Source organism: Stenotrophomonas sp. STEN038, assembly GCF_056759895.1.
Genome location: NZ_JBRRDW010000083.1, coordinates 1 through 12698, shown reverse-complemented (window position 1 = coordinate 12698; position 12698 = coordinate 1). Strand labels below are relative to the sequence as shown.

Genomic DNA, 12698 nt, shown 5'->3' with positions numbered 1-12698 from the left:
CGGCATGGGCATTACCGGTGAAGCTCCTGCCGAGCATGGCTCGGCACTACAGATGACGCCTTTGCCGAGCATGGCTCGGCGCTGCAGCTGCGTTTGCTTACTTCAACAGGCTCAACACGTTCTGCGGCGACTGGTTGGCCTGCGCCAGCATTGCCGTGCCCGCCTGCTGCAGGATCTGCGTGCGGGTGAGCTCTGCGGTTTCCTTGGCATAGTCAGCATCGCGGATGCGGCTGCGTGCGGCCGACAGGTTTTCGGAGGAAGTATTGAGATTGGCGATGGTCGAGGTGAAGCGGTTCTGCACTGCACCCAGATCGGCACGCGAAGAGTTGATCGACTGCAGCGCGGCGTCGATGGCATTGAGCGCATTGTCGGCACCCGTGGCCGAGAGCACGTCCATATCCGCGAAGCCGGTTTCGGCCGCGCCGGCCGCCCAGTCGGTCGTTGTCGCCGCCGTCAGACCGGTCTGTGCGGTCAGCGATGCGCCGCCGGCGATGGTGAATTGACCTGATGCGGAAGCCAACTGCAGCTTGCCGCTGGCATCCAACGAGGCGGTGACACCGGTGTTGTAGCTCTGGTTGTTGACAGCCTTAACCAGATCGCTGGCGCGTTGCGAGGCGCCGCCGGATGCACTGAAGCTGATGGTTGCGGTGCCCTTGCTGCCGGTCAGGGTGAAGTTGCCGGCGGTGAAGTTGGCCGGGGTGCCGCCGACTTCGGTCTGTGCGCCAACCGTACCGGTGAGACCACCGGAAATGGTGATCGGTGTGGCATTGGTGTTGCTCAGGCCGATATCGGTGCCGCTGACGCTGGCGGTAAGGCCTGCGATGTTGGTGCCGATAGCAGTGTTGACCGCGGTAGCCAAACCGGCGGCGGTGGTACGTGCTGCGTCCGCTGCCACGTTGATGGTGGTGCCGCCAACCTGGAAGGAAAGCGCAGCAGCCGGATCAGCCACACCTGCAAGGCTCAACGTGCTGGTGCCTGCAGTGGGCGTGCCTGCGACGTAACCACCGTCAGCGGCAATAGCTGCTGCCGAGGCAGGAGTGTCCACGCGGTTCCAGTTGCCCAATTCCTTGATGTTGGCGTTGGCGATCTGCGCAATGTTGATCACCTGGCCCTGGTCGGCGCCCACCTGGAACGCCTGGTTCTGGAAGCTGCCATCCAACAATGGGGTACCGTTGAAGTTGGTCTGCTCGGCGACGCGCTGGATTTCTGCCTTCAGCAGCTGCACTTCTGCGTCCAGTGCGGCGCGGTCGGAAGGCGAGTTGGTGGCGTTGCGCGACTGCACCGCCAGCTCACGGATGCGCTGCAGGTTGTTGCTGATTTCGCCAAGGGCGCCTTCTGCAGTCTGCGACAGCGAGATGCCATCGTTGGCGTTGCGGGCGGCCTGGTCCATGCCGCGGATCTGGGTGCTGAAACGCTCGGAAATCGCCAGACCGGCTGCGTCGTCCTTGGCGCTGTTGATACGCAGGCCCGAGGACAGGCGCTGGATCGAGGTAGCCAGGCTGGAACCGCTGGTGTTCAAATTCCGCTGAGCGTTCAGCGACATGATGTTGGTGTTGATGATCTGTGCCATGGGTACGTCTCCGTTGTGCTCGGTGCTTTGCGTTGTGGACTGGCAGATGTGCTGCCGTAGATGTGAATCAGCGAATCATGTTGAACAGCGACATCGACTGCATCTGCGTGAAGATGGTCTGTGCCGCTTGCAGCGCCGCGCCTTCGAGCTTGTACTGCCCGATTGCTTCGGCGTAGTTGAGGTCACGCATCTGTGAGAGCGAGCTCTTGAGCGTGACGGTGTTGGCTTCACGTAGCGAATCCGCGTTGTCGATGGCAGTGAGCTGAGCGCCGCCAGCAGCACGCGTATCGATCATGCCGTTGGATGCCTGGCGAACATCGCGGATGCTGGCCTGCAATGCGTTCTGCTGGGCTGCCCTTGCCGCCGGAGTGGACGTGTCCATCTGCAACGTCTGCACCAGATGGTCGATGCTGCTGAACACGTCGCGGGTATCAGCGGTAGCCGCGGTGAACGTATCGCCCGCCGCCGGGGTGCCGTCAATGCGCATGCGCAGCCCCTCGAACACGATGTCTTCGCCGCTGGTATGGGTACCTGTCGCCACGACCGTGTTGCTGGCGTCCACCACCTCATAGGTGTCCGCTGCGGTGAAGCGAAGGGTGTAGCTTGCGCCAGTCCAACCACCGGAGCTGTCGCGGCCGATATCGGTGAGCACTGCCTGGCCGGTATTGCTGGCGGCGGCACGCCCATCCACGGTGCCGTCGCCCGTACGGATGCGCATGAATACCTCGCTGCCTGGCAACGCGTCTTTCACGAAGGTACCGGGTGAAACTTCGACCTGGCGCTGGGTTTGATCGCCGTTGTAGGTCACTGTGCCGTTGCTCAAAGAGAACGGCGCGCTGGCATCGGCTGCGCCACCGAACAGATAGCGGCCAGTACCATCGGTGGTGTTGGCGAGCGCGAGCAACGAGTCCTTGATGGACTTCAGCTCGCTGGCCACTGCCTTGCGGTCCTCGACAGACAGTGCCGGGCTGTTGGCCTGGACAGTCAGATCCGATACCCGCGTCAACATCTCGCCGGCCTGTGCCAGCACGTTCTCCTGCAGGCCAAGGCGGTTCTGCACGGCGTTGGCGTTCTTGCCCAGTTGTTCAAGTTCAGCCAGTACGCGGTCCATGCCCACCGCGGTACCGGACGCGACCGGATCATCCTTGGCAGTGACGATCTTCTTGCCGGTCGCCAGCTGCTGTTCAAGGTGATTCATCTTGCTCTGCTTGGACAACATCAGCGCGACGGACTGGTCGTACATCATGTTGCTGGAGATACGGGTACTCATCAGCCCACCGCCTTCAGGATCGTCTGGAACATGGTGTCGGCGGTTGAGATCAGCTGCGACGCAGCCTGGTAGGCCTGCTGCAACCGGAGCATGTCCGCCGCTTCCTCATCGAGGTTGACGCCGGAGATCGAATCCCGTGATGCCTTGGCGTTGTCGTTGATCACCTGCTGCGCCTGCAGCGAGTAGTCGGCGGCGCGCGCAGCGGAGCCGATCTGGGTGGTCAGCCCGCCCAATGCACCGTTCAAGGTGACGGTGCCGCCGTTGAACGCTTTGGCGTCCTCGACATCGGCCAAGCGCTTGGCATTGCCGTTGTCACTGGAACCGGGCGCGGTCTTGGTGATATCGAAACGATCGCCAGCGGCTGGCTTGCCGTCGAGCACAACGTTCCAGCCATTGGCGCTGATGGTCTGACCCGGCGTGTAAGGGTAGGGGCCCGCGCCATCGATGGTGTAGTTGTTGGCATCGACGAAGCTGATCACCGCTGGATTGAGCAGGGCAGGGTCACCCGCATTCACAACATCAAGATTGCCGAGCTTGCCTGTGCCGGTATTGGTCAGCGCGGCCGCGCCCTTGATCGGGTTGGCGGCAGCGATGCGCGACGGATCGGTGATTGCTATCGAGAGCTCATTGGTTGCGGCAGCGGTGGGCTGCAGCAGGAAACGATCATTGACGGCAGGACTGCCGCCGACCACGAACTGAACGCCATTGACCACGAACGGATCGGCTGCAGTACCTGTGCCTGTCATCGGTACCGCGACGCCGCTATCGGCGCGGCTCGCCTGCCATGTGCTGCCGTCAAATTTCAGCAGCAGGTTCTGCCCGTCAAGCGCGCTCAGGTCGCCATAGCTGGCAGTGAGACTGGCGCTGCCGGTGTTGCCGCTATGCGCCGAGATCTTCGGAGTACCGAGGTTGAAGAAATTGCCGCCCATGTCGCCGTACAGGTCCATGCCTTCGGCGTGGGACTGATTGAACGATTGCGCCATGCCAACCGCGATCCGGCCCAGCTCGGCTTGTGCCGGATCCAGTACGGTCTCGCGGAATTCCAGCATGCCGCCGATCTGGCCTCCCAGCGCTTTGCCGTCCAAGGTAACGGTCATGCCCTGGGTCTTGATCGCAAGCTGGAGGCGCTCGGGTTGATACGGATCAGCGGCGGTAGTGATCTGTGAGGCGGTGGTGCCAACGACAAGTGCCTGGCCGCCGGCGGAGTAGACGTTCATCACGCCGCCGTCCTGGATCACCGCGGTGCCGCCGGTGTAGCCAACCAGTGCGGAGATCAGCTGGTCGCGCCGGTCCAACAGATCCGGCGCAGCGGCCGCAGCGTTGCTGCCGATGGCGCCGTTGATCTGCGCGATCTCAGATGCAAGCCGGTTGACCTCGTTTGCGGCAGAGATCAAACCGTTGTTGACCTCGCTGTTCAAGCTGTCGAGGCTGCTGTTGAGTTGTTTGAAGCGGCTGACCAGGGTGCTGGCGTTGTCCAGCACATCGCGGCGGTCGGCGGTACCGGCAGTGTTGGATGTCAGGCCATTGACAGCGTCAAAGAAATTGGACCACACGCCACTGATGTTGGTCGCCGGGTCGGAGAACAAGGCATCAACCCGGTCAGCCATGCCGGACAGCTGCTGCAGCCGCGCCAGCTCGCCATTGCTGTCCAGCAGGCGCGAAATCGCCAGCTGATCGGCCACGCGGCGGATGTCGGTGATCTTGGTGCCGTTGCCGACGTTGCCATAGCCCACGTCGCTGGGTTCACGGGTGGCGAAATCCACCTTCTGCCGGCTGTAGCCGTCAGTCTTGATGTTGGCGACGTTGTGGCTGACGGTGGCCAGCGCCCGTTGGAAGGCGATCAACGCACTGGTGCCAGTGGAAAGAACATTAGACATGGACGGCTATCTCAACGACGGGTGATGCCGGCAAAACCGGCGTTGCTGGCAAAGGTCTGGCCCAGTCGCGCTCCGGCATCGCCGATGGCGGCGACGGCGCGCTCGATGGTGGGACCAGCGGCAATGGCGGCGATCTTGGCGGCGTAGGCCGGATCGGTGGCGTAGCCGGCACGCTGCAGGCCCTGGGCGAAGCTGCGCACATCGCTGCCGGCGCTGAGTGCGGCCTGGTAGCGGGGGCTGGTCTTCAGCATGCGCACGTAGTCGCCAAAGCTCTCCGCCATCGAGCCATAAGCACGGAAACTGGCGGTCTCGTTGCGACGCTGGCCGTTGACGTATTCGTGGGTGCCGGTGGTGGCGCGTTCGCCGCTCCAGCCGGTGGCCTTGATGCCGAACAGGTTGTGGCTGCTGTCACCGTTATCGCGTTTGATATGACGCTTGCCCCAGCCGGTTTCCAGTGCAGCCTGGGCGACCAGTGCGCGCGGATCGACGCCGAGCTCGCGTGCGGCACGTTCGGCGTGTGGCCAGATGCTGGCAACGAAGCCCTCGGGGGTGTGCTTTCCGAGCTTGTCTGCAGCGACGTTGGCCGTGGCGGTATCAACGGCGTCGCCACGTTCGGCCGCCGACACCTTGCTCCAGCGGTCATTACTCATCGCCCAATCGGCGGACAGCTCGGCGGGGGCAGTTCCCTGGTAGGGATTGGTGTTGTTCAAGGAGGCGTGGAAGCTGCTGCTGTCACGGCCGGCAATCAGGTCCAGTGCCTGCGCCTGCGGCGCCATATACGTCGACTGATCGTTGAGATTCAGTGATGACAGCGGATCCTCGCCGAGTGCCGGCGCTGCATTCAGCGGCAGGCCGGTGGCAACAGGGGCAGTCAACTGATAAGCCCGAGCAGCCGCAGCGGGCTTGATGCTTGGATCTACCGGTGCGGTCGCTGCGCCCTCCGCGCCGCCCAATTGACGCGCAATCATGGCCGACAAACCGAGCCCACGACCGCGCGTCATCGCCTCGGCAATGCGCTGGTCGTACATCTCGCGGAACATCTGGTTCTCGCCCGGGAACAGCGAATCGCCGAAGCTCGCATCGCGCATGCTCTTGACCAGCATCTGCGCGAACTGGCCTTCGAGCTGGCGTGCAACCTTGTCGATCTTCGCCGGATCATTGGCGATGGCCGGATTCAGTTCCAGCGAGGGTGCGGCGATACGCATGTCAGATCACCTCAAGGTCGGCGGTCAGTGCGCCGGCCTGTTTGAGTGCTTCCAGGATTGCGATCAGATCGCCCGGTGCGGCGCCAACTTCGTTGACCGCGCGTACGATCTCGTCGAGGGTCGCGCCGCCGTCAAAACGGAACATGCGGCTGCCTTCGTTGCTGGCGGTGATGGTGGACTGCGGTGTAGCAACCGTCTGGCCGCCAGCAAACGCGTTGGGTTGGCTGACCTGGGTCGATTCGCTGACGGTCACCGTCAAGGAACCGTGCGAGATCGCTGCCGGACTGACTCGCACCTGCGAGCCGATGACCACGGTGCCGGTGCGCGAATTGACCACGATGCGCGCCGGCGCAGTGCCTGGCGAGAGCTCGACGTTCTCGATGCGCGCCAGCATCCCGATACGAGCACCGGGGTCGGTTGGAGTCTGTACGGAAACCGTACCGCCATCAACCGCACGCGCGGCACCTTCACCGAAGGTGGCGTTGAGTGCGTTGACCATCCGCGAGACAGTGGTGAAATCGTTCTGGTGCAGGTTCAAGGTGATGTCGCCACCACCAGCGAAGACGTCGGGCAGGGCACGTTCAACCGTGGCGCCATTGGGAATGCGGCCGGCGCTGGGAATGTTCACCGAGACGCGCGAGCCGTCCTTGCCCTGCGCGCCGAACCCACCCACAACCAGATTGCCCTGGGCAATGGCATACACCTGGCCGTCAATGCCCTTCAGCGGCGCCATCAGCAGCGCACCACCGCGCAGCGAGACGGCATTGCCGATGGAAGACACCGTGATATCGATGGTCTGGCCAGGCTTGGCAAACGGCGGCAGTTCAGCATGGATGGCAACCGCAGCGACATTCTTCAGCTGCGGATTGACGTTTGCCGGAACATTGACGCCAAGTTCGCCGAGCAGGTTCTTCAAACTCTGCACGGTGAACGGTGCCTGGCTGGTGCGGTCGCCGCTGCCATCCAGGCCAACCACCAGGCCATAGCCGACCAGCGCATTGCCGCGCACGCCGCCGACCTGGGCCAGGTCCTTGATCCGCTCAGCCTGGGCGGGCAGGGCGGCTGCCAAGGCCAGTGCCGCCAGGGCAAGAGAACGCATGAAAGAGAAAGTCTTCATCACAGTGCTCAGAACAGCGCAAACGCTGAGTTGAAGAAGCGGCCCAGCCAGCCCATTGCATTGGACTGCGCCACCGCGCCGCGACCGCCATAGGCGATGCGTGCATCGGCAACCTTGCTGGAGGAAATGGTGTTGTCCGGGTTGATGTCGGCAGCACGCACCACGCCCTGGATCTGCACCAGTTCATCGCCCTGGTTCAGTCGCAGGTTCTTCTGGCCCTGCACCACCAGGTTGCCGTTGGGCAGGCGCTGGATCACGGTGACAGTGACACTGCCCTGCAGGCGATTGCTCTGCGCGCTGTTGCCTTTGCCAGCGAAGTCGCGCTCGGATGATGCCGACGCGCCCAGGATGTCCTTTCCACCCAGCGTGACCGGTGCGCCAAACAGGGTTGGTGTACCAACATCGATATCAGACTTCTTGCTGATCGCGGTGCTGGCGGTGGTGGTGGCCATGGTGTTCTCGACCAGGGTGATGGTCAGCAGGTCACCGACATCACGCGCGCGCCGATCGCCATACAGGTTCAAGCCCGGGCCGGCAGCGTAGATCGCGCCAGCGGTCGGCGCCGCCGCCTGCACCACGATGGGCTGGATCGGTGCCATCGGTGCATACGGGCGCACGTCGCCGGCCAAGGTGCAGCCGCCGATCAAGGCGGCGCACAAGGCGATGGAAAGTTGGCGCAGGAGTGGGGTGCTGCTCATGACGGTATCCCTTGGCGACCAATCAGACGTTGTTGTTGAGGTAGCCGAGCATGGAGTCGGTGGTGGAGATGGCCTTGGCGTTCATTTCGTAGGCGCGCTGGGTTTCGATCATCGACACCAGCTCTTCGACCACGTTGACGTTGCTGCCTTCCAGCGCACCCTGCACGACCGTGCCCAGGCCATTGAGGCCGGGCGTGCCGTTCTGTGCCGGGCCCGATGCGGTGGTTTCCAGGTACAGGTTCTCGCCCTTGGCCTGCAGGCCGGCGGGATTGATGAAGTCGGTGAGCGTCAAGGATCCGATCTCAACCGAGGCGGCTTCGCCGGCCATCTTCACGCTGATGGTGCCGTCGGTACCGATGGTCATCGACTGCGCACCTTCGGGAATCTGGATGCCAGGCTGCACGGGGTAGCCGCTGTTGGTCACCAGCTCGCCCTGCGCATTTATCTGGAAGCTGCCGTCACGCGTATATGCCGAGGTGCCGTCGGGCATCATCACTTCAAAGAAGCCACGGCCATTGGCCATTACATCCAGTGCGCGACCGGTCTGTTGCTGGCTGCCCTGTTCGAAATGCTTCGATGTGGCGACGACGCGGACACCGGTACCCAGCTGCAGGCCGGTTGGCAACTGCGTCTGTGCAGAGGACGAACCGCCGGGTTGACGCACCTGTTGGTACAGCAGGTCCTCGAAGCTGGCGCGGTCGCGCTTGAATCCGGTGGTATTGGTGTTGGCCAGGTTGTTGGAGACAACCGACATACGTGTCTGTTGTGCATCCAAGCCGGTCTTGGCGACCCACAATGCCTGATTCATGGTGCGATTCCTTGGTGACGGATACCGGCCGATTGGCCCTTGCCACTGTCAATGCATGGGCTGTGCCAAAACCGGCGTCGGAATGTCGGCGCTCAGCACGGGGTACTTTTCCCTGGCCCGTCGCTTTGCCCATGCCCGGCGTGCGGCATCGCTCCGCCTGCGCCGGCGCGATAGGCGCCGGTCGAACAGGAAGAAGAATGGGTTTGACGACAGCGTGGCAGGAACGGATAACCACCGTTCCCTGCGCTGGCCCTGGCGAAGGCGAGGGCGCGCGGTGGTGCATGCGCGCTGGCGTTGTTCTATCAGCCGTTGAGGCGCAACAGGCTGTTGGCACTGCGCGCGTTCTCGTCGCCGTGCTTGATTACCTTGACCTGCATTTCGAACTGGCGCTGCAGCTGGATCATCTGCACCAGCGCGCCGGCCGCATCGACATTGCTGGATTCCAGCATGCCGCTGTCCAGCGCCTTGCCTTGGCGCTGGGCGAAAGGCTGTTGTGGATCGGTGTTGCGCATCAATCCATCCAGACGGCGCTCCAACTGCTCATTGGGTGCATCAACCACGCGCAGGCGGCCAATCATCGCCATCGTCTGCGGGCCTTCGCCCAGCGGAATGATCGACAAGGTGCCGTCGTGGCCGATCTCCATGGCCTGGTGCGGTGGCACTGCGATCGGATTGCCGTTGTCATCCAGAACCGCATTGCCTTCGGCGGTTACCAGCTGACCGTTCGGCGTCAATGACAAGGCGCCGCTGCGGGTATAGGCCTCGCTGCCGTCGCTTGATTGCACGGCAAGCCAACTGCCTGGCTGCAAGGATAGATCCAGCGAGTTGCCGGTGATCTGTTGTGCACCAACGCGACGGTTGAAACCGGCATCGACATGCACGGCATCCACGCGCGACGGAAAACCAGGGCCCTGGATGCGGAACGCTTCGGTATTGGCCAGTGCTTCCTTGAAGCCCGGCGTATCCGAGTTGGCCAGGTTGTGCGACACCGTGGCCTGCGCCTGCAGCGAGGCGCGGGCACCGGTCATCGCAACGTAGAGGGCTTTGTCCATGGGGCTGTGGTTCGCGTGTTGAGATTGAAGTTGGAAGGGTGCAGAAAGCTGCGAGCTTCAAGCGGGTATCAGGCACGTACTGGCTGATACCCGCTCCTTGCCTTACCTGATGTTGATGATGGCCTGGGTGACCTGGTCCTGCGTCGAAAGCATCTGCGAATTGGCCTGGAAGTTGCGCTGGGCGACAATCATGTTGACCAGCTGCTCGGTGAGGTCCACCGTCGAGGCTTCCAGTGCACCGGCCTGGACCTGGCCGAAATCCGAAGAGTCAGGTGCGCCGACGCGCGGGTTGCCGGAAGAGAAGGTCTCCACCCACAGGCTGTTGCCCTGGTTCTGCAGCCCCTGCGCATTGTTGAACGTGCTCAACGCGACCTGGCCCAGCGGCTTGTCGTCGCCATTGGAGTAGCGTGCATAGACCACGCCCTGCTCGGAGATGCTGATCTCATTGAGCTTGCCCGCAGCGTAGCCATCCTGGCGGGTATCGCGCACCGCGAACTTCTCGCCGTACTGGGTAGAGCCTGCGACATTCAACGTCAGGTTGACCACACCGGCGCCGGTGCTTGGCGTGAACGGAGCCAAGGTGATGTCGCCGTTGGCTGGGCTGACCAAGGCGCCGGCGTTGGAGAACTGCAGCAGGGTCGGTGCGCCGGCGGGCTGGCCATCCACATAGTTGTGGACCTGCCACTCATTGGCGGTACCGGTCTTCACGAAATACGAGGTCTGGGTGTGGCTGACACCCAACGAGTCGTACACGGTGATGCCGCCGGTGGAGTGGTTGTAGGTATTGGAATCGGCCGGGTCGAACGGCGTCACCGTCGGCGCTGGTGCATTGCCGGGCAGGGTGAACGCCATGTTGACCAGGGTGCTCGGCTTGGGCGGGCTGTCGGTATTGAGCAACTGCAGATCGGTCAGCTGGCCATCAAAGCGGGTGCCGTCGGCATTGGGTGCGAACACCTGCAGGCGTGCGCCCTGTGGATTGACCACATAGCCGTTGTTGTCGGTCTGGAAGTTGCCTGCGCGCGAGTACACGCGCGTGCCGTTCATGTTCAGGGTGAAGAAGCCTTCGCCGGCCACGGCCAGGTCCAGGCTGCGCCCGGTCTGGCTGATATTGCCCTGCGAGAACTGCTGCGCCACATTGCTCAGGCGTGCGCCGGAGCCCATCGCGTTGCGCGACAGTCCATAGCTGGTGGCATTGAACAGATCGGCGAACTCGGCGCGCGATTCCTTGAAGCCGGTGGTGTTGACGTTGGCGACGTTGTTGGCAGTGACATTCAGGTCGGCGTTGGCCGCGTTGATGCCCGACAGTGAGACATTGAAGCCCATGGCGATACTCCTGGGAAATCGAAGAGGGGGCTCAGCTGACGCGGAGCACGTAGTCGAGCGGGGCAGTGCCCAGCCCCTTGAGGTTCAGATACAGGCCGTCAGAACCTACCGTCACGCTCTCGACTTTCGCCTCGGCGTAGGTGGCCAGCTTGCTCTGTACGCCGGCGCTATCGGTATGGGTGGCGGTGACGGTATAGCTGCCGGCCGGCATGCGCTTGCCATCGGCATTTGTGCCATCCCATTGGAAGGCGACCTCGCCAGCGGCGTTGGCTGGAACGGTCAACTGATTGACCTTCAGGCCGTTGGCATCGGTGATATCGACGGTGATTGAGCCGGCCGACTGCGCCACAACCGTGCCGCTGGTGCCGCCTTCTGCCTCCAGTGCGAGCTTTGGCGAGGGCACCATCACGCTGTGGCCAACCAGTGCCGCGCCGCGCAGTACCTGGTCGCTGGCCATGGACTGCTGGAAGCCCTTCACCGAGGTGTTCAGATCGCTGATGCCCTGCACAGTGGACAGCTGCGCCATCTGCGCAACCATCTGGCTGTTGTCCATTGGCTTGGTCGGGTCCTGATGCTGCAGCTGGGTAGTCATCAGCTTCAGGAAATCGGCCTGATCGAGCGAGCCTTTGTTCTTGCTGGTGGGCGTGGTGTTCGGCGCGGTGAGGCCGAGCGACTTGTAGAGATCGGAGTTGACGCTGGTGCTCATGTCGGCAGATTCCTGGGGGAGTGGGCTCAGCGGCCCATGGTCAGCGTGGCCAGGGCAAGTTCCTTGGCGGTGCTGAGCATTTCCACGCCGGCCTGGTAGTTGCGCGAGGTGGAGATGAGGTTGACCATCTGCGCGACCGGATCAACGTCGGGCGAGTACACATAACCCTCGCCATCGGCCAGCGGATGATTGGGCTCGTAGCGCTTGATCGGCGGCGCATCGCTCTGCGCGATTTCCTTGACCTGCACGCCGGTCAGATTGGGATCATTGCGGCTGGTAACGGCCTGGAAGATCGGCTCCAACGGCTTATAGACCGCCTGCGGCGAACCGGCGACCGAATCAGCATTGGAGAGGTTGGAGGCGATGGTGCTCATGCGCACCGACTGCGCCTGCAAGGCCGAGCCGGCAATATCAAAGATAGGCAGGTTGCTCATTGCACGCTTCCTTATTGGCCAGTGATGGCGGTGAGCATGGTCTTCACCTTGGACTCGACGAAGCTCAACGAGGCGCGGTACTCCAATGCGGCGCGGCCATAAGCAGCGCGCTCGGTATCCGGGTCGACGGTGTTGCCGTCGAGGCTGGGCTGGGCGCCTTCGCGCAGGATCTGGAACGGGTTGAGCCCGTTGGCGCCACCGATGGCGTAGTGCTGTTCGGCCGTGGCGGTCAGCAGGCCATTGCCGCTGGTCGCACCCTGGGCATTGCGCAGGGCGGCATCAAAATCGAGATCGCGGGCCTTGTAGCCAGGCGTGTCGGCATTGCTCAGGTTGCTGGCGATCAGCTTCATGCGCTGCTCGCGCAGCGGCATTGCCTGGGCGTGGATGCCGAGATAGTTGGAAAACAGGTTGGCCATGTGGAACCTCCCACGGAACGTTGCCGGGGAAGCTGCAAAACCTGTGCCAGAAAGCCATGTAGTGCCGAGCCATGCCCGGCAGGGGCGGTACCGGCAAAAGCCGACGGACCACGGGGGGCTGTGTTGGGTGGTGGGCGGGCCAGCTGAGGGGGTGGGGGGGCGGGGCGGAGCGGAGCCGGCAGACGTCGGGGGGCAAGGCGGCGACGGGGACGGTGTTTGTTT

12 protein-coding genes are annotated in these 12698 nt (G+C 63.2%); all 12 read right to left on the bottom strand.

All coding sequences use genetic code 11. The annotated features are described in order from the left end of the window. Positions 1 to 97: 97 nt before the first annotated feature. Complete coding sequence (locus ACVOLS_RS20565; RefSeq protein WP_481547167.1) at positions 98 to 1570, bottom strand: flagellin; 1473 nt, start codon at positions 1568 to 1570, stop codon at positions 98 to 100. 67 nt (positions 1571 to 1637) lie between these two features. Then, a complete protein-coding gene (flgL, locus tag ACVOLS_RS20560; protein ID WP_481547166.1) occupies positions 1638 to 2840 on the bottom strand; it encodes a flagellar hook-associated protein FlgL in 1203 nt (400 codons plus the stop codon). Beyond that, positions 2840 to 4717: a flagellar hook-associated protein FlgK gene (flgK, locus tag ACVOLS_RS20555; RefSeq protein ID WP_481547165.1), complete on the bottom strand. Its 1878-nt coding sequence runs from the start codon at positions 4715 to 4717 to the stop codon at positions 2840 to 2842. The genes flgL and flgK overlap by 1 nt, the downstream gene beginning before the upstream one ends. An 11-nt stretch (positions 4718 to 4728) precedes the next feature. After that, a complete protein-coding gene (gene flgJ, locus ACVOLS_RS20550; protein WP_481547164.1) occupies positions 4729 to 5922 on the bottom strand; it encodes a flagellar assembly peptidoglycan hydrolase FlgJ in 1194 nt (397 codons plus the stop codon). A gap of 1 nt (position 5923) precedes the next feature. Continuing rightward, positions 5924 to 7039 carry a flagellar basal body P-ring protein FlgI gene (locus ACVOLS_RS20545; protein ID WP_481547163.1) on the bottom strand — a complete coding sequence of 372 codons (1116 nt, stop codon included), beginning with the start codon at positions 7037 to 7039 and terminating at the stop codon, positions 5924 to 5926. Positions 7040 to 7047: 8 nt separating this feature from the next. After that, on the bottom strand, positions 7048 to 7737 hold the full coding sequence (gene flgH / locus ACVOLS_RS20540; protein WP_481547162.1) for a flagellar basal body L-ring protein FlgH: 690 nt from the start codon (positions 7735 to 7737) through the stop codon (positions 7048 to 7050). A gap of 22 nt (positions 7738 to 7759) precedes the next feature. Further along, positions 7760 to 8545, bottom strand: coding sequence for a flagellar basal-body rod protein FlgG (flgG, locus tag ACVOLS_RS20535; RefSeq protein WP_481510526.1), 786 nt, complete (start codon positions 8543 to 8545; stop codon positions 7760 to 7762). A gap of 302 nt (positions 8546 to 8847) precedes the next feature. Next, positions 8848 to 9597, bottom strand: coding sequence for a flagellar basal body rod protein FlgF (locus ACVOLS_RS20530; protein ID WP_481547161.1), 750 nt, complete (start codon positions 9595 to 9597; stop codon positions 8848 to 8850). Between the two features lie 102 nt (positions 9598 to 9699). Next, a complete protein-coding gene (flgE, locus tag ACVOLS_RS20525) occupies positions 9700 to 10920 on the bottom strand; it encodes a flagellar hook protein FlgE (RefSeq protein WP_481547160.1) in 1221 nt (406 codons plus the stop codon). 31 nt (positions 10921 to 10951) lie between these two features. Then, on the bottom strand, positions 10952 to 11626 hold the full coding sequence (locus tag ACVOLS_RS20520; RefSeq protein ID WP_481547159.1) for a flagellar hook capping FlgD N-terminal domain-containing protein: 675 nt from the start codon (positions 11624 to 11626) through the stop codon (positions 10952 to 10954). A gap of 26 nt (positions 11627 to 11652) precedes the next feature. Then, positions 11653 to 12060: a flagellar basal body rod protein FlgC gene (flgC, locus tag ACVOLS_RS20515; RefSeq protein ID WP_481547158.1), complete on the bottom strand. Its 408-nt coding sequence runs from the start codon at positions 12058 to 12060 to the stop codon at positions 11653 to 11655. An 11-nt stretch (positions 12061 to 12071) separates the two neighbouring features. Next, positions 12072 to 12476, bottom strand: a complete 405-nt coding sequence (gene flgB, locus ACVOLS_RS20510) for a flagellar basal body rod protein FlgB (protein ID WP_481510530.1) — start codon at positions 12474 to 12476, stop codon at positions 12072 to 12074. Positions 12477 to 12698 lie beyond the last annotated feature (222 nt).

What these genes read in the sequence shown, in the direction of transcription:
- flgH (WP_481547162.1), bottom strand. Translation starts at nt 7,737, where the DNA reads ATGAGCAGCACCCCACTCCTGCGCCAACTTTCCATCGCCTTGTGCGCC.
- flgL (WP_481547166.1), bottom strand. Translation starts at nt 2,840, where the DNA reads ATGAGTACCCGTATCTCCAGCAACATGATGTACGACCAGTCCGTCGCG.
- flgC (WP_481547158.1), bottom strand. Translation starts at nt 12,060, where the DNA reads ATGAGCAACCTGCCTATCTTTGATATTGCCGGCTCGGCCTTGCAGGCG.
- flgE (WP_481547160.1), bottom strand. Translation starts at nt 10,920, where the DNA reads ATGGGCTTCAATGTCTCACTGTCGGGCATCAACGCGGCCAACGCCGAC.
- ACVOLS_RS20565 (WP_481547167.1), bottom strand. Translation starts at nt 1,570, where the DNA reads ATGGCACAGATCATCAACACCAACATCATGTCGCTGAACGCTCAGCGG.
- flgB (WP_481510530.1), bottom strand. Translation starts at nt 12,476, where the DNA reads ATGGCCAACCTGTTTTCCAACTATCTCGGCATCCACGCCCAGGCAATG.
- ACVOLS_RS20530 (WP_481547161.1), bottom strand. Translation starts at nt 9,597, where the DNA reads ATGGACAAAGCCCTCTACGTTGCGATGACCGGTGCCCGCGCCTCGCTG.
- ACVOLS_RS20545 (WP_481547163.1), bottom strand. Translation starts at nt 7,039, where the DNA reads ATGAAGACTTTCTCTTTCATGCGTTCTCTTGCCCTGGCGGCACTGGCC.
- flgK (WP_481547165.1), bottom strand. Translation starts at nt 4,717, where the DNA reads ATGTCTAATGTTCTTTCCACTGGCACCAGTGCGTTGATCGCCTTCCAA.
- ACVOLS_RS20520 (WP_481547159.1), bottom strand. Translation starts at nt 11,626, where the DNA reads ATGAGCACCAGCGTCAACTCCGATCTCTACAAGTCGCTCGGCCTCACC.
- flgG (WP_481510526.1), bottom strand. Translation starts at nt 8,545, where the DNA reads ATGAATCAGGCATTGTGGGTCGCCAAGACCGGCTTGGATGCACAACAG.
- flgJ (WP_481547164.1), bottom strand. Translation starts at nt 5,922, where the DNA reads ATGCGTATCGCCGCACCCTCGCTGGAACTGAATCCGGCCATCGCCAAT.